This window comes from Streptomyces sp. NPDC088732, from assembly GCF_044751205.1.
Lineage (GTDB): Bacteria > Actinomycetota > Actinomycetes > Streptomycetales > Streptomycetaceae > Actinacidiphila.
The window spans coordinates 109,361-125,859 of the sequence record NZ_JBIVLI010000020.1; the positions used below are offsets into that span (position 1 = coordinate 109,361).

A 16,499-nucleotide genomic window follows, 5' to 3' on the forward strand; every position below is an offset into this window, starting at 1 on the left:
CATGCACACGCCCCGTCCCAAGGACCCAACACCCATCACGGTCGTCGATCTCTTCGCTGGTTGCGGAGGGTTCACACAAGGGTTTCACGAGTTCCGGCCTGACGGGGCTAACGATCGGGGACCAGTCTTCCGGAGCGTTGCAGCGGTCGAGCACAATGTCTCCGCCGCTGCCACGTACGCCGCCAACTTCGGCAGTGGCCTGGACAGCGAGCGAATCGAGCCGGCACTCGTTCATGTGGGCGACATAGAGAACTGGACGGACTTGCCCCCGGAGGCCCTAGATGCCGATGTGGTGGTCGGAGGTCCTCCGTGTCAGGGTTTCTCCGCGCTCAACAGGAAGAAGAAGGGCGCCGAACGCAACAGGTTGTGGGAAGAGTACGTGCGTGTTGTTGCGCAGATCCGCCCCAAGGTCTTCGTGATCGAGAACGTCGATCGTTTTCTGAAGTCGGACGAATTCCGGAATCTTTTGAGTCAGGTGGAGGAGGGAGGACTTCTCTCCGAGTACCGACTCGTGGACCCTCCGGGCCTGCAACCAGGCGACACGGAGGACGAGAAGAACAAGCGGTATCTGCTGAACGCCGCGGACTACGGGGCTGCGCAGGCGCGCAAGCGCACCATTGTGATCGGTGTGCTCGCGGAAATCGAGAATGGTCGCGCGATGACCTATCCCGTTAGAACCCATGTCCGTCGCCCAAAAGCCCGCCTGGGGATCGCGGATCAGCCGATCAGTGGCGTCGACACAGGAACCCCCTACTGGCGGTCGGTGCGATCGGTGTTCCAGGAATCGTATTTCCTTAAGATCCGGGGAACTGAACTTCCCGACCGCAAGCAGAAATTTCGCGAAGTCGATGTCTTCGTCCCGGGAATTTTCACCACGCGCGACCTGCATTTCGGCCGTAATCCGGAGCCACTGTCGAGGGCTCGCTACCTCGCTATTCCGGAGGGTGGAAATCGTAAGGATTTGCGAGATAAGTGGTACACGGAGGACGAGACCGGCCAGCTCCACGTCTTCGGTGGCCCGCGCCCCAAGGGCGTCAGGACGCCGGTCTTTCCCCTTTCGACGCCCAGTTGGGACAGTCACAACACTGGTACCGGTGATGTGATGGGGCGACTTCGAGTCGATGAGCCATCTGTCACGATCCGTACCGAATTCTTCAAGCCAGAAAAGGGTCGTTATCTCCACCCGACGGCGCCCCGTCCGATCACCCACTACGAGGCGGCACGCATTCAGGGATTTCCTCTGGGTTATCGCTGGTGCGGTTCGAAGACTGACATTGCGAAGCAGATCGGGAATGCCGTGCCCATTCCCCTCGGCTCGGCCATTGCTTCGGCCATTCACGACTTCTTGCGCGGCTGATCGAGAACGCCATGCGTCGCCGGAGGTAATCCCGATCGTGGCGGCGTTCCGGGGAGGTGCCCGGAGGGTCACGGTCGGTGGAACGCGCCGGCGGGCGTGAGCTGGGCGGCGGGCGCAGCATGGCCCCATGAGTGCGAGCGAGACCCCGGTCACCGATGGGTTCGAGAAGGCGCTGGACGCGTTGCGGCGGGCGCCGTACGGGGTGGGGGACGCGGCGCTGTGGGAGGTGGAGGGGAGTGTGCTGAGGGAGGCGCGCGTGCATTTGGAGGCGTGGGAGCGGGTGGTGCGGGGGCTTGAGGTGGGGCGGGTGACGGAGCGGGGGGAGCTGGAGTGCCGGGACGGGGTGGCCGGGCTGGTGCGGAAGCTGCCCGGGCCCGTGGCGGAGGTGTACGGGGAGGCGCTGGGGGAGGTCGACGGCCGGTACATGGAGTTGACCGTGGAGGACGACGACGCGCCCGGCGGTGCGGGCGGTTGGTGGTGGGGCCGGCGGCCGCGGGCGGGGTGGGCGTGACAGTGGGCCCGGGCACACTGGTCGTATGTGCCGAAGCATCAAGACGCTGCGTCCGCCGATGACGACCGACGTGAGTGAAGAGGACATGAGGGCCGCGGCCCTGCAGTACGTGCGGAAGATCTCCGGGTTCCGGGCGCCGGCGGCGTACAACCGGGAGGTTTTCGAGGAGGCCGTGGAAGCGGTGACCGCTGCCACGCGGGAGTTGCTGGCCGGGATCGAGGTACGGGGGCAGCAGGCCTCGGCCTAGCGGCCGGTGCGCGGGGTGAGGGCGTGTCTTTCGGGGCCTGGGGGCGATTTCGGTAGGTTGTCGCCTGCTTGTATCTGTCTGTCCCTCCACCGCTCCGCTGAGGTACGCCATGTCCGTTGTCCGCAAGGCCCTCGTTGTCACCGCGCTCACCGCCGTCCTGCTGGCCAGCGCCGTCGTCTGCCAGTCAGCGGCCGGGGAGTGACACGTACTGGTGCAGCCCCGGGATGGTGAGCCGGTTGGCCCGCAGGAGCTGGTTGTAGGTCACGACCTGTGTGAAGAACAGCGGGATCGGGATCGTCAGGCCGGGCGGCAGCGGGGGCGGCATGTCCGGGGTGAAGGTGACGGGCAGCAGCCCGAGGAGGTTGCCGCTCAGCACCCGGGTCAGCAGGACGACCGGGCGGCCGGTGGCCGTCGACGTGCTCCAGGGGCGGCCGTCGGTCTCCAGCTCGCCCTGGCAGGGCGCCCACGGCGTGGGCACGGGTGAGACATGGCCGATGCCGGGCAGCCCGAGGTTCAGCAGCGGCAGCGCGAGGCCGGGCAGCCCGTGGAAGGGCGGCGTCCAGTGTTCGGCGCGGCCGCGGGCGCAGGCCGGTGAGAGCAGCCCCGCGGTCTGGCGCAGGTTCGCGATGTCGACGCGCCAGGCGGTGAAGACCAGGACGCGTTCGGGGCCGTGCCGGGTGGGGACGAGCGTGATGCCGCGGTACGTCAGCCCGGTCAGCACCAGCAGCGGTGTCAGGACCCGGAACGGCTGCTCGGCGGCGAGGCCCGTCCCGCGGTAGCGCCCGGCGCCGATGGACAGTTCCAGCGAGACCTGCGGGAGGCACCAGGGGGAGTCCGGTGTGCTGCCGCCGATGCGGATGCGTGGGGGGAGCAGTGACAACGGCGCGTCCATGCCGCGGTCGGCGGGCAGCCGGGGCACGATCAGGTCCAGCAGGCTGTCCGGGGTGATGGTGTTGCCGGACAGGATGCCGGTCGGGACGTGCGGCGGCTGCGGCCTCCTCTTCCCCGGGTTGTTGCCGTGGGCCTCCCGTCCGCGCTGCGGCGCCGCGCGCCGGGGGGCCTCCTCCGTGCGCGGCGCCGGCGGAGCGGAGGAGGCGGGGGGAGTCCCGTGCAGCCCGAGCAGGTCCGACACCGCGCCGAGCAACCCTCCGCCGCCCGCCGGCGGAGAAGACGGGGAAGGCGAGGAAGGGACGGGGGCCGCACGGCGCTGGGACGGCACCGGCACCGGCGGCGCGGCCCTCGGCGCCGGCCCGACGTCCAGCTTCCCGCGCACCGGCACCGGCGCTTCAAGGTCGACGCCCAGGTGCAGCCCCGCCCGCACCTCCTTGGCCGTGCCCGTGCCGTGCACCGTGGGGTGGCGTGCGTGGTAGAGCCCGTCCAGGACACCGCAGATCGCCTCGCGCGCACGCCGCGCCGCCTCCGCGCCGGACGGCGGTCCGTCGGCGCTGTGCCGGGCGTGCGGCAGGGGCGGCGCCATCGGCTGAAGCCCCCCGGCGAGCAGTGCCCCGCCCACCGGGATGACGCCCAGGGCGCGCAGCTTCGCGACGGTGCGCGGCCGCGGGGCGGCGGCAGCGGCGCCCGTCCGCAGGCTGCCGCTCGTTCCCGGCTGCGGTTCGGCGGGGGGCGCGGCGGGAGGTACGACGGGAGGGGCGGCCGGCGGCTCCGGTCCCTCCGGGGCTTCAGGCTCCCCCGGTCCGCCGCCCGGGCCCGGGGTCTCCGGGTCGTGCGCCGGGTCCGTACCGCCCCCGCCGCCCCAGTCCGGTACCGGCCGTCCCCGTCCCCAGCGGCCGTTGCCGTCGCCGTACGGCACCCAGCTGACGGCCATCGCGCCGCCCGTCACCCCGAGCAGGAAGCCGATGAGGAAGCCGCCGAAGTTCGACAGCACCAGGGAGGCGACGGAGAAGATCAGGGTGGCGATGCCCGCGAACGTCCGGTAGTGCGGGGCGAACCACATCGTCAGGCCCAGGACGATCAGGAAGACGCCCATGAGCAGGCCGGAGACGCCCGCGATGCCCTCGTGGATCATGAGGGACAGCGGCGCGAGCGGGATGGAGAGGATCTCCAGGCCCGCGAGCAGGGTCCAGAAGCCTGCCCAGAAGGGCCGGGAACGGCGCCAGAAGCGGAAGCGGGACCGGATCTTCCTCGGTGGGATCAAGGTGGCGGCCCCCTCAGAAGCAGGACTGGTCGCCGCGCCGCACGGTGAGGTGCAGGTCCGGCAGTCTGAACGTGGCCGCGCTGATGGAGCGCGTGGTCTGGCGGAGGTCGTCGACGGTGACCGACGACGCCTGCTCGGCGAAGGTGCCGGGCGTGCCCTGCACGCCGGGGACGCCTTGGACGGTGCCGGCGTCCTGGCCGATGTTGATGTTGCGGAAGACGGCGTCGCCCCGCAGGTCGTGGGCGTTGGCGATGAGGCGGTCGGCGTGCGCGGGCGTCGAGGTGAAGCGCAGGGTGACCGGGCCGAGCAGCGGGACGTTCTGCACGATGGACTGGCACAGGTGGTGGAGGGTCGCCGAACGGATGCCGGTCAGCGCTTCGGGGTAGAGCCCGTCTCGGCCTCGCTGGACGACGCCGAACTGCACGAAGCCGTCCCCGACGAGGCGTGACGAGCGGATCTGGAAGCTCTCGCCGGCCACCGGGAAGGAGGTGGCGGAGACCCCGAAGGACGTGGCCAGCGCGCCGGTGGCCATCGTCGCGACGAGAGCGCCCGCGGTGGCGAGTGTCGGCACCATGACAAGGGCGAGCCGCTTCCAGCTGGTGCGGCCGGAGGGGCGGGCGTCAGAGGTCTGCACGCCTGGTCAACCGTCGGACAGTCTGATCGGTGGCTCGGTGCGCGGGGGCAATCACCCCGACGGCGGTACGCGCTCGCCCATTCGGGTCAGGGCCTGCCGCGAAAGCGGGCGGCGCACCCTCAGAAGCAGGGCTGCGCGCCCTTCTTCACGGTCAGGTGCAGGTTGGTGAGCTGGAAGGTGGCGGCGCTGATCGAGTGGGTGGTCTGCCGCAGGTGGTCGATACGGACACTGTCGGCCTGCTGGCCGAACGCGCCGGACGGGCCCTTGGCGCGGCCGTCACCGGGCAGCTGCGCGGCGTCCGTGCCGATCCGGATGTTGTGGAACGTCGCGTCGCCGGCGAGGTCGTCCGTGTCGACGATCAGATGGTCGGCGTGGACGGGCTTGCTGCCGCCGCCCGCCTTGATCAGCATGGTGACCTTGCCGAGCCCGGGGAGGGAGCTGACCACCGACTGGCACAGGTTGTGCAGGTCGGCGGAGCCGATCGCGGAGACGGCCTCGGGGAGGTCGCCGCCGGCGGAGGAGTCGGCGGCGAGGTACTGGGTGAATCCCGTGCCTTCCAGGGAGTCCGCGGCCACCTGGAAGCTCCGCCCGGACAGCGTGGCGGTCGTCGGCGCTGTCGCGAGCGAGACCGGCACCGCTCCGGCGCCTATCCCTGCGGCGAGCACGGCCGACACGGCCAGGGTCGGGACGAGGGCGATGGCCATCCGTTTCCAGCTGGTCCGGCCGGAAGGGCGGTGGCGCGGGCTGGGCGAGCTGCTCTCGTGGTGGCTCACATCGCCATTGCAACCCCGGCCGGTGGGCCCGGCAACCGCGGCCGCCCGCCGTGGATCAGCGGTGGCGGCCGCCCTGCGAGTACGGGTAGGGGCGCGGCTGCTGCCAGTACGCGGCCGGGGCCTGGACCGGTGCAGGGGTCTGCGCCTGAGCCTGGGCCTCCGGCGTCGCGGGCTGCCCCCAGCCCCCCGTCGCGCCATAGGCCGACGCCCCCCACTGCGGCGCGCCCCACTGCTGCTGCGCCCCCCACTGCGGGGCTCCCCACTGCGGAGCCCCGTACGGCGCTGCTCCGTAGCCGGCCGGAGGACGCTGCCTCCAGGCGTACACGGTCGGGAACGGGGGGCGGATGGTGTGGGCCGCATGGGTGAGTGCCGGCTGGGCGACGGCCTTGCGCTCCCACAGGTGGTGCAGCAGTTCCTGCTCCCGCGCGTGGAAGTCGGGACCGGCGGCGCCGCGGTTGGCGCGGGCCCGCAGGAAGGCCAGTGAGGTGGCGAAGGACACGTATTCGCGCACGGTACGGGCGGCGGCCGCACCTTGTGCGCGATGGGCGGCGGAGCGGGCCACCGAGCGGCCCCGCATGGAGCCGATGGCGAGCGGTTCGGGCAGCGTCAGCCAGCCGGCCATGGCGTACAGCGGGAGCTGGGTGCGGATGGTCTTGAGCTCGTTGGAACGGGACCAGATCGCGAGCCAGATCAGCAGGCCGAACAGCGGGATCATCAGCGTCGCGTACACGGCGAGGAAGCCCAGCGGGCCGAACGAGGCGGAGCCGTTCCAGGTGCCGTGCAGGGTCATCGCGAGCAGCCAGCCGCCGATGGGGGCGAGCCAGCGGCGGGCCCGGCCGGGGCGGGAGCTCGCGGCGATGCCGAAGCCTATGCCGGTCAGCGAGGTGAAGAGCGGGTGGGCGAACGGGGTCATCACGATCCGGACCACGAACATGGCGGCGGTGGTGCCGACGCCCCCGCCGCCGAGCGCCTGGTCCTCGGCGAAGCCCGAGCCGAGGTAGAGGATGTTCTCGGTGAAGGCGAAGCCGGTGGCGGTGAGCCCGGCTATGACGACGCCGTCGACGAGGCCGGTGAAGTCACGGCGGCGGAAGAGGAAGAGCAGCAGGATCGCGGTGCCCTTGGCGCTCTCCTCCACGAAGGGCGCGACAAAGGTGGCGCCCCAGCTGTCGCTCTGGGCGGGGCTGGCGGTGAAGGTCGAGGCCAGCAGTTCGGTCGCGTACTCGTTGGCGAGGATGGCGACGAGGGTGGCGGCGCACGCGCCCCAGGCGAAGGCGAAGACGGCGTTCCGCAGGGGGGTGGGCTCGACCCGGTCCAGCCACAGGAAGGCGCCGCCGAGCAGCGGCACGGGCAGGATCGCGAGGATGAGGCCGACGAGGAAGCCCTCGGTGCCGGTCTGCCGCCGCACAAGGGCGAGGATGATCACTCCGCACAGGGCGAGCACCGAGAAGAGCGCCACCAGGCGCAGCGTCCGGTTCTCCCAGAAGTGGCGGCGCGGCTTGTAGTGCCACTGGCCGGGTTCGGGGAGCGCGAAACCCGGTTCTTGCCGGCGTTCCGGGTACTCGGGGACGTCCGGGTGGGCCGCCGGGCCCGGCAGGGGCGGGTCGGGCGTGTGCGAGTACGAGGACACCCATTGACCTTACGGGGGAGTGGCTGCGGCGCGCGACGGTGTTACGCACGACGTCACTGGTGGGCCACAACGATCGCCCCGTCCCCGCCGCACGTCAACAGGGGCTACCGGCGGGTGAAGACGAGGTCGTTGACGACGTGGCCCTTGGCGATGCCCTGCCGTTCGAACTTGGTCATCGGCCGGAAGTCCGGGCGCGGCCGCGCGTAGCCCTCCCCGTGGGCGTTCACCAGGTGGGGGTCGGCGGTCAGCACTTCCAGCATCTGCTCGGCGTACGGCTCCCAGTCGGTCGCGCAGTGCACGGTCGCGCCGGACCGCAGCCGCGAGACGGCCAGGGCCACGAACTCGGGCTGGATCATGCGGCGCTTGTGGTGCCGTGCCTTGGGCCAGGGGTCGGGGAAGAAGACGCGAAGTCCGGCCAGGGAGCCGGGGGCGAGCATGTCGCGGAGCAGGATGACGGCGTCGCCGTTGGCGACCCGGACGTTGGTCAGGCCGTTGCGCTCGGCGAGGCGGATGAGGTTGCCCTGCCCGGGGGTGTGCACGTCGGCCGCGAGGATGCCGGTGCCGGGGTCGGCGGCGGCCATGGCGGCGGTGGCGTCGCCCATGCCGAAGCCGATCTCCAGGACCACCGGGCGGTCCGCGGCGAGGTCGGCGTCGGCGAAGAGCGCGCCGAGGTCGAGCGGGCTGCCGTCGATGTCGACGCCCCAGTTGGTCCAGTGCCGTTCCAGCGCCGTCTGCTGCCCGTGGGTGACCCGGCCGCGACGGGGGTGGAAGGTGCGGATGCGCTGCTCGGTGTGCGCGTCCGGATGCGGGTGGGAGGCGGGGCCGCCGGGGAAGTGGGGGGTGTGGGGCTTCGACATGATGCGTCGATTTTACGTATGCCCCGCGGCTTCCAGTGCCCGCCGGGCGATCTCCCGTCCGATCGGCAGGGAGGCGGTCGCGGCGGGCGACGGGGCGTTGAGCACGTGCACGAAGGGGCCGCTGCCGGCGAAGAGGAAGTCGTCCACGAGCTCCCCGTCGCGCAGCACCGCCTGGGCCCGTACGCCCGCGGCGGACGGCACGAGGTCGGCGGCGGTCACCTCGGGCAGCAGCCGGCGCACCTCGTCGGTGAAGGCCCGCTTCGACAGCGACCGGCGCAGCTCGCCCGCCTCGTACCGCCAGTGCCGGCGGGCGATCCGCCAGGTGCCGGGGAAGAGCGCCGTCTCCAGCAGGTCGCGCGCGCTGACGGTGCGCCGCCGGTAGCCCTCGCGGGCCGGGGCGGGGACGGCGTTGGGGCCGATGTGCACGGTGCCGTCGATGCCGCGGGTCAGATGGACGCCGAGGAAGGGGAAGGCGGGGTCGGGCACCGGGTAGACCAGGCCGCGCACGAGCCCGCTGCGGGCCGGGGCCAGCTCGTAGTACTCGCCGCGGAACGGCACGATCCGCACCCCGGTGGTGTCGTCCCCGGCCATCCGCGCGATCCGGTCGGAGTGCAGGCCCGCGCAGTTGACCAGCACCTTCGCGCGGACCGGGGGCCCGGTGCCGGGTTCGACGACCACGCCGCCGCCGTCGCGGTGGACCGCGCGCACCTCGCTGCCGTACGCCGTGCGCGCCGCGCCGGACTCCGCGGCCAGGCGGGCCATCGTCCGTGCGACCGCGGTGAAGTCGCACACCCCTGTGGTGCCGACGTGGATCGCGGCCAGGCCCGCGACGTGCGGCTCGCGCTCGGCGATCTGGGCGGGGCCCAGTTCGCGCACGGGGATGTCGTTGGTGCGGCCGCGCTGCACCAGGGCGTGCAGCCGGGGCAGCTCCTCGCGTGCGGTGGCGACGATCAGCTTGCCGGTGACCTCGTGCGGGATGTCGTACCGGGCGCAGAACTTCACCATCTCGGCGGCGCCCTGCGTCGCGTAGCGGGCCTTGAGCGAGCCGGGGCGGTAGTAGATGCCGCTGTGGATCACGCCGCTGTTGTGGCCGGTCTGGTGGCGCGCCGGGCCCGGTTCCTTGTCCATGACGACCACGGACGTACGGGGCGACGCGCGGGTGATCGCGTACGCGGTGGCCAGGCCGACGATGCCGGCGCCGATCACGACGACGTCCGCGGTGTCCATGCGCGCGGTCACCTCCCGCTTGAGGCTTGGCCCGCCCGCGCCCCCGCCAAACCTGTGAGGGGCCCGGTGTGTCGTGGTCGTCTCGCGCTTGCCTCGCGGACACCTCCCGTAACGGCGAAGGCCGCCGCACCCGGGCGGGTGCGGCGGCCTCGCGAGGTGCGCTGCGGGCGTCAGGCGGCCGACTTGCGGCGGACGAGGACGACGACCGCGGTGCCCACGCCGAGCACGAGCAGCGCGCCGCCGCCGATGGTCAGCACGCCGGCGGCGCCGGTGAACGCCAGGCCGCCGGAGCCGCCCCCGGAGGACGTCGAACCGCCGGTGCCGGACGTGCCGCCCGAGGCGGACGCGTCGTCGTCGGAGGAGGACGGGCTCGGGCTCGGGGTGGCCGACGTGCCGGCGGAGGGCGAGCCGCCCGTCGACGTGTCCTCGTCGCCCGGGTTCAGCACGATCCACGCGGCGTTGTTGGACTGGTTGGGCTCGGACGGGTTGTTCCAGGCCTGGAGCGCGATCCTGGCCTTGGCGTTCTCCACGAGCGTGTTGATGCGCAGCTCGAACGGGAAGGTGAGCCTGGTGTTCTCCAGGAGCGGGGTGTCCACCCAGCACAAGTAGCCCTTGACTCCCTGGGCGATGGTGGTGGCCCGGCAGCCGCTGGGGCTCTTGGTCACCGTGGCGCCCGTGGGCACCTGGACCGTGAAGCCGATCGGCTCACCGCCGGAGCGCAGCGCGCTCAGCCAGGCGGGGCCGTCGTTGCGGAAGCCGATGTCCGCCTTCACCGTGTCGCCCGCCACGCCCCGCGCGGTGACGCCGGTCAGCACGAGGTCGTAGATGTTGTGGCTGGGCAGGTCCAGCTCGGTGTAGCGCGAGTAGTCGTCGGCCGAGGCGCCCGGGACCTCCTTGAGGGCCAGCGGCGCGCCGGTGCCGGGCGTGTAGCCGCCCGTCGTCAGCAGGGTCTTGGCCTGCTGGGCGCTGACCGCGGAGAAGCCGTAGCTGAGGACGTCGTTGAGCGCGAAGTCGGCCGTCTTCACCTTCAGCGGCTCGGCCAGGGCGTAGGCCGTGCCGGGCTTGTAGGTGCCGTCGAAGGTGCACATCGCGTCGGTGCCCTGGTGCAGCAGCGACCCGTCGGTGGTCTGCTTGTAGGCGCAGTTGCCGTAGTTGTCGGGGAAGCCCAGTCCGCGCGAGCCGTGGAAGTGCAGCACGGTGCCGTCGGCGGCCATGCCGCCGGCGTTGCGGAACCCGACCGGGGCGTTGTAGGTGTCGCCGGCGGCGAAGCCCTTGGGCTCGCTCAGGTTGCGGCCGAGGAGTTCGGGACCGCCGACGAGGACGTCGATGGTGAGCGGCGCGAAGGCGACGCCCTCGCCCTCGCCGGTGACCTTGATGGTGCCGAAGTCGCCCGCCTCGCTCTGCCCGTTGAGGTCCAGGCGGATGCCGCCGAGCCGGTTGTACTGCTCCCCGGCGTTGATCTCGTTGCCTTCGCAGACGGCGGTCATGCCGGTCGCTGTGCAGGGCAGCTTGACGGCGGCGACGCCGTTGAGGCCCGTGGCGTCGATCGTGATCTTGTACTCGCCCTCGTGGGCGACGGGGATCACCCCGTCGTCCCCCGGCTCGTCGTCGCCGGGCGCCGAGAGCCGCAGGGTGACCTGCGGTTCGCCGACGTCGCCGTTGTCGCCCTGGAGGGAGAGGTCCACGCGGCTCTCGCCGGTGATGCCGACCGGGAGCGGGGCGCCGTCGGCGGCCACGGCGGGTGCGGCGGCTCCGAACCCGGCGGCCAGGACGGCGACCGCCGCGAGCGCGCGCGCTGCCCGGGAGACGGAACTGCGGACGGGACGTCTCATCAACGTTTCCTTGTCGGATCGTGTGACGGTCGGGTGCGCCGCCCTCGGCACACGAACATCAGACCCGCGGGACGCCGGCTTCGTTGCACATGGGCACGTCACAGATCCATCACAGGTTGGGTCCGGAGGACTTGGGGCCCGGGACCCGGGACCGGAACCCGACACCCGAGCAGGGCAAGGCGGAAGGGCCCCACACAAGTGGAGCCCTCCCGTCGCCGATCGGCCCGCGCGTCGCCCGGGGCGCGGCGACCCGCCTACGCCGGCGCCGCCAGCAACGGCCGCGCCCGCTCCCGCAATTCCGCCACCCGCGGCTCGTTCCCGTACGGCTCCAGCCGGTGCAGCAGGTCCCGCACGTACTCGGTGGTGCGGGCCGAGGAGATGCGCCCGGCGACCTCGACGGCCTTCACACCCGCCGCGCAGGCCGCGTCCAGGTTGCCGGACTCCAGTTCCGCGACGGCCGAGACCACCAGTCGCAGCCCGTGCGAGCGCACGAACTCCTCCGTGGGCCGGGCGAGCGCCGTCTCCGTGAACCGCCGCACCTGGCCGGGCACCTTGAGGTCGCGGTAGCACTCGGCGGCGTCCGCGGCGAGCCGGTCGTAGGAGTAGAAGCCGAGCCAGGCCGGGTCCGCGTCGCCGTCGCGGGCGCGGTCGAGCCAGGATTCGGCGGCGGCCAGCGCGGCCTCGCAGGCGTGGCTCTCCCCGGCCTTGGCGTGGGCGCGGGCCTCGACGAGGTGGAAGAACGACATCGTGCGCGCCGTGGCCAGCCCGCGGTTGCGCTCCAGGGCCGCCTGCGCGAGGTCGACGCCCTCGTCGGCGAAGCCGCGGTAGGTCGCCTGGAGCGACATCGACGCCAGCACGTAGCCCCCGAGGGGGACGTCGGCGGCGGCACGGGCGAGCCGCAGCGCCTGGATGTAGTAGCGCTGGGCGGCCTCCTGCTGCCCGGTGTCGAAGGCCATCCACCCGGCCAGCCGGGTGAGTTCGGCGGTCGCGCCGAACAGCGACCGGCCGACGTCGTCGGAGTACGAGCCGAGCAGCAGCGGCGCCGCCTCGACCCGCAGGCACTCCGAGACCATGCCCGAACGCCAGTCGCCGCCGCCGTACTTGGAGTCCCAGCGGCGTGCGTCCTCCGCGGCCTCGCGGAGCTTGCCGACGTCGGAGTGGCCGACGTGGTGCATGCCGGGGGCGGGGTCCTCGCGGGCGACGCGGGCGTCGGCCGGGGTTATCAGCCAGCGCGAGGCGGGCGTGACGTACGCGCTGACCGCGAACGACCCCGCCAGGCTCTGCCAGATGCCGCCGCCGCCCGGGCCGCGCCGGCCCGGATCGAGCTTCCACAGGTCGGTCGCGGACTTCACCGCCTCCCCGATGTCGCGGTGGAAGGCGAGGCCCACCTCGGGCGCGGGGTCGGCGTCGGCCAGGCCGATCTCGTGCAGCGGCACGGGACGGCCGAGCTTGCTGCCGATGGCTGCCGCGATGAGATGGGGCGCGGCGCCCTGCGGCACCATGCCCTTGGTCACCCACCGGGCCACCGAGGTCTTGTCGTACCGCAGGGTCAGACCGCGCTGGGCGCCCAGGTCGTTGACCCGGCGGGCCAGTCCCGCGTTGCTGATGCCGGCCAGGGCGAGAAGGGTGCCGAGTTTCTCGTTGGGCCCTCGGGGTTCTTTGGTCACGACCATTACCACCTCTCGCCGTAAGCGCGAGGGCCGTGTACGCCTGCCACGCCTGTCACACCCTCTCGACGCACCACAACGGCTGCCCCGGCGCCTCTTGTGGAGACGAGCGGGGACCACCGCCGCCCGAGGGCATGCGCCGGACCCCGAGCCGCCGGGACCTTCGCTTCTCGGGTGAACCCAGGGTAGTTCTCCGCATCCCGACCGTTAAGAGCTGTTGTCCCGGATGGCGAGATTCCTGCCCTGAATGCGGCCTCGCGACTCCTGCTGGTGGCGCGTGCTACCGGCGTATGCGGCCGTGCGCCCATCCGCGCGCTCTGTGCCGATTCGTGCGGTGGCGGTTCCATGGTGCCGTGGGTCGGCCCGCGGCTCTCATTTGCGGCTATGGGGGGTAGCAGCGGGCCAGGGGGCTCCGCCACCACAATCCCCGCGGGTGGCGGACCGGTCCGGGAGGCGTGCCACGCCCCCCGGACCGCGCCGCCCGCACGGCGCACAACGGACGAATGCGGGCCGGTGGGACATTGGCCTGAAAACGACGTTTCAACTCCGTCGACGTACGTTAAGTGCCTCTGACCGGCGGGGAGTTGGGCCGAAACGGCCCCGCGCCGGACCGCGCGCAGCAGGCGGCCCGGTGCTCGACCATGCCCTCATGCGCCTCCTTTCGCGCTCCTCCGTGGCAGCATGTTCCCCGGACGGAGCGGCAGTTCGGCCTGCCGCGGGGGCCAGTTGTCCACGAAGAGGCCCCCCTGGTCCACAACCTGTGGAGGCGGGCGATGCGGTGGCTGGTGGGCTGGAGCAACGCCGCGGTGGGACCGGTCCCCGGGGCGCACGCCCGCACCCTGCTGCCGGTGGGCGCCCAGCTCCTGTGGAGCGACCCCGATCCGCTGTGGGCCGTGGGTGACTGGCGCCCCGACGAAGTGCGCCTGGTGCACGCCGAGAACGGCTCCGTCGCCCGGCTGGCCGTGCTGGGCCGCTGCGCCGCCTCCGACGCCGACCTGCGGGTCGGGCTGTTCGCGGCGCGCGGCGGGGCGCTGCGCCATCTGACCACTTGGGCCGGCAGCTACACCTGCGTCCTCCAGATAGGGCGCCGCATCACCGTGCTCGGTGATCTCGCCGGTGCCCGGCCGGTGTTCCACACCCGGTGGGCGCGCGGCACCGCGTACGCGACCGCGGCGCTGCCACTGGCCGACCTGACCGAGGCCGCGCTCGACGTCACGTACCTGGCGGCGCTGCTGACCTGCCCGGACTCCCCCGAGGCGCTGGGCGACGGCACGCCGTACGCGGGCGTGCGCCGGGTGCCGCCGGGGCACGCCCTGATCCTGCGGGAGGCGGTGCCCGAGGTGAGCGGTTACGAGCCGACCGCCTCGCTGGCGGTGGCCGGCACCCCCGCCGCCCACGTGCCGAACGAGCGCGCGATCGCCGGCGTACGGGACGCCCTGGTGGACGCGGTGCGCGCCCGGCTGACGCAGCCCCGCTTCGTACCGGAGCCCGGGGAGGAACCCGCGCCCGGCGTGGGCGCCGACCTGTCCGGCGGCAGCGCCTCCTCCACGCTCGCCCTGCTGGCGGCGGGGCTGCCCGGCATGCCCGGCACCCCGCTCGGGCACGGCGCGGCAGCCGGCCAGCGGCTGCTCGCGGTGACCTTCAACGACCTGACCGCGGGCGGCGGTCCGGCCCGCGAGGCGGAACTGGAGCGGGCCCGCGCCATGGCCGCCGACCCGCGCCTGCACCATGTGGTCGTGCCCGGCGGCGCGCGGGCGCTGCCCTACGCCGACCTCGACGCCGTCCCCCTCACCGACGAGCCCGGACCCTCCCTGGTGGCCGCCGGACGCCACCGGATGCGCCTCGCGGCGGGCGGCGCCGACCACCTCGTCGGGCACGGCGCCCGCCAGGTGCTCGACGCGCACCCTGCGCGCCTGGCCGACCTGCTGCTGGACCGGCGCCGCCGCAGCCTGCTCAGACCCGTCACGGCGCTCGCGCGCGCCGACGGGCCCGCGGGCCGCTCGGTGTTCGTGCCGTTCACGGTCTACCGCGCGGCTCGGCGGCTGGCCCGTACGAGTTATCAACAGGGTGTGCAGAACGCGGCGGCGCAGCTGATGGCGGGCCGCTTCGACGAGCACGCCGGCCCCCTCCAGGCCTCCCTGGCGGCGCTCGCCTGGTGCCGTCCGGGTCCGGCGGCGCGCTGGCTCACCGGCGAGGCACTGGCTGAAGTATCGGTTCGCCTCCAGGAGGCGGCCGCCCGTCCCCGTACCGCCGTCGAACGCCCCGGCGAGCGCCGCGCGCAGGCCGCCCTCGCCCGGCACGCCGCCGACCACCGGGTCTTCGAGCAGTCCGCGGAGGTGCGCAGCCAGCGGATCCACGCCCCTTTCCTCGACAACCAGGTCGTGCGCGCCGCCCGTGCGCTCCCCGAGACCCTGCGCGTCCAGCCCGGCGCCCGCGCCACCGTCCTGCGCTCGGTGCTGGAGGGCGCGGGCATCCGCGACCTGCCCCCGGGCTGGGGCGCCAACTCCCAGGTCTCCGCGGCCGTCGCGGCCGGGACCGGCCTGCGCGCCTCCGTCGACGGCCTGCTCGACCTCTTCGACGCCCCCCTCCTCGCCGACGCCGGCCTCGTCGAGGCGCGCGTCGTCCGCGCCGCCCTGCGCGCGGCCGCCGGCGGAGAACCCGTCCCCATCGACGGGCTCGCCGAACTCGTCGCCACCGAGGTGTGGTTGCGGCGCCTCCTCGCCCGCCGCGGCTCCTGCTGGACCGGCACCGACGCCCCCGCGCAACGCGCCGTCGCGGGCGGCGTGCACCGCCTCTCGCTCTGAGTCGTCCCTGCGGAACGGGCGCTTGACGGAGCGTCAGTGTTCGGCGGGCCTGCCGGGACCACCCGCTTTGGCGTCGCCGGGGGAATCCGGGAAACTCTCCTCATGCGCATCCCTTCCGTCACCGCGGTCGTCCTCGCCGGGCTGGCGGCCCTCGTGGCCCTCGGCCCGGTCGCGTACGCCACGAAGGAGAGCGGCGACGGCAAGGGGACGGTCGCCGTCTACGACGAGGCGCTGGGCACCTCCCGGGGCGACAAGGCCACCGTGTGCACCTTCCACATACGCGGCGAGGGCTTCGGCCCGGGGCAGGCGGTCAACTGGGCCGTCAACCGCGCCAAGGGCGGCCCCGCGATGAACGGCACCTTTGTGACGGGGGACGAGGGCACGGGCAGTTCGGCCCGCATAGTGCTCACCAACGGCGGCTACACCTTGACGTGGATCGGGGAGGGCGCGAAGCCGCGGCCCTTCACGGTGGCGTGCGGAGCGGAGACGCAGACCCCCGCACCGGCGGCGCCGGCCTCGCCCGCACCCTCGTACACCCCGGTGCCCGCCGCGTCGACGGCCCAGGTGCTGCCAGGCCAGGGGCCGCTGTCGGCGGCCTCGGGCACCTTGGGGGCGTCGTCGGGGACCGCGGGCACCGTGGGCGCGGCACTGGCCGCGGCCGCGCTGTGCGGCGGCGGGGCCGCCGCGGTCCTGCTGCGCAGACGGCGCCCGGCACGCCGGGTCAGCCGGCACCGCAGGGCGGCGGGCTGAGGCCGCCCGAGGCGGGGCTGTCGGTGCCGTGCCCGACAATGGTGGAGCCGTAGGACAC

General features: G+C 73.2%; 13 protein-coding genes. 5 read left to right on the forward strand and 8 right to left on the reverse strand.

What is annotated here, in order from left to right; all coding sequences use genetic code 11:
* Window position 1: 1 nt before the first annotated feature.
* From ACIP9H_RS30530 to ACIP9H_RS30540, 3 genes are all read left to right on the forward strand, one after another.
* Window positions 2-1,357: a DNA cytosine methyltransferase gene (locus ACIP9H_RS30530; RefSeq protein ID WP_401961935.1), complete on the forward strand. Its 1,356-nt coding sequence runs from the start codon at window positions 2-4 to the stop codon at window positions 1,355-1,357.
* A gap of 127 nt (window positions 1,358-1,484) precedes the next feature.
* The gene (locus ACIP9H_RS30535; protein ID WP_401961937.1) at window positions 1,485-1,868 is read left to right on the forward strand and encodes a hypothetical protein; all 384 of its coding nucleotides are present in this window, start codon (window positions 1,485-1,487) and stop codon (window positions 1,866-1,868) included.
* Window positions 1,869-1,893: 25 nt separating this feature from the next.
* Window positions 1,894-2,115: a DUF2277 domain-containing protein gene (locus ACIP9H_RS30540; RefSeq protein ID WP_401961939.1), complete on the forward strand. Its 222-nt coding sequence runs from the start codon at window positions 1,894-1,896 to the stop codon at window positions 2,113-2,115.
* 184 nt (window positions 2,116-2,299) lie between these two features.
* Here ACIP9H_RS30540 and ACIP9H_RS30545 read toward each other — a convergent pair whose 3' ends face one another.
* The 8 genes from ACIP9H_RS30545 to ACIP9H_RS30580 all read right to left on the reverse strand — a co-directional run bounded on the left by ACIP9H_RS30545 (window position 2,300) and on the right by ACIP9H_RS30580 (window position 12,887).
* Window positions 2,300-4,270: a DUF6114 domain-containing protein gene (locus ACIP9H_RS30545; RefSeq protein WP_401961941.1), complete on the reverse strand. Its 1,971-nt coding sequence runs from the start codon at window positions 4,268-4,270 to the stop codon at window positions 2,300-2,302.
* A 13-nt stretch (window positions 4,271-4,283) separates the two neighbouring features.
* On the reverse strand, window positions 4,284-4,904 hold the full coding sequence (locus tag ACIP9H_RS30550; RefSeq protein ID WP_401591972.1) for a DUF6230 family protein: 621 nt from the start codon (window positions 4,902-4,904) through the stop codon (window positions 4,284-4,286).
* 119 nt (window positions 4,905-5,023) lie between these two features.
* A complete protein-coding gene (locus ACIP9H_RS30555) occupies window positions 5,024-5,677 on the reverse strand; it encodes a DUF6230 family protein (protein WP_401591974.1) in 654 nt (217 codons plus the stop codon).
* Between the two features lie 55 nt (window positions 5,678-5,732).
* Window positions 5,733-7,304, reverse strand: coding sequence for a PrsW family glutamic-type intramembrane protease (locus ACIP9H_RS30560; RefSeq protein ID WP_401591976.1), 1,572 nt, complete (start codon window positions 7,302-7,304; stop codon window positions 5,733-5,735).
* Window positions 7,305-7,408: 104 nt separating this feature from the next.
* Window positions 7,409-8,161 (reverse strand): tRNA (guanosine(46)-N7)-methyltransferase TrmB, encoded by a 753-nt coding sequence (trmB, locus tag ACIP9H_RS30565; RefSeq protein ID WP_401591978.1) that lies wholly within the window; start codon window positions 8,159-8,161, stop codon window positions 7,409-7,411.
* A gap of 12 nt (window positions 8,162-8,173) precedes the next feature.
* The gene (lhgO, locus tag ACIP9H_RS30570) at window positions 8,174-9,388 is read right to left on the reverse strand and encodes an L-2-hydroxyglutarate oxidase (RefSeq protein WP_401961945.1); all 1,215 of its coding nucleotides are present in this window, start codon (window positions 9,386-9,388) and stop codon (window positions 8,174-8,176) included.
* A 170-nt stretch (window positions 9,389-9,558) separates the two neighbouring features.
* Entirely contained in the window at window positions 9,559-11,220 is a 1,662-nt protein-coding gene (locus ACIP9H_RS30575) for a hypothetical protein (RefSeq protein ID WP_401961948.1), read from the reverse strand.
* A 254-nt stretch (window positions 11,221-11,474) separates the two neighbouring features.
* A complete protein-coding gene (locus tag ACIP9H_RS30580) occupies window positions 11,475-12,887 on the reverse strand; it encodes an MFS transporter (RefSeq protein WP_360900607.1) in 1,413 nt (470 codons plus the stop codon).
* A 773-nt stretch (window positions 12,888-13,660) separates the two neighbouring features.
* Here ACIP9H_RS30580 and ACIP9H_RS30585 point away from each other — a divergent pair.
* Complete coding sequence (locus tag ACIP9H_RS30585; protein ID WP_401961951.1) at window positions 13,661-15,691, forward strand: asparagine synthase-related protein; 2,031 nt, start codon at window positions 13,661-13,663, stop codon at window positions 15,689-15,691.
* A 102-nt stretch (window positions 15,692-15,793) separates the two neighbouring features.
* Window positions 15,794-16,441 (forward strand): hypothetical protein, encoded by a 648-nt coding sequence (locus tag ACIP9H_RS30590; RefSeq protein ID WP_401591987.1) that lies wholly within the window; start codon window positions 15,794-15,796, stop codon window positions 16,439-16,441.
* Window positions 16,442-16,499 lie beyond the last annotated feature (58 nt).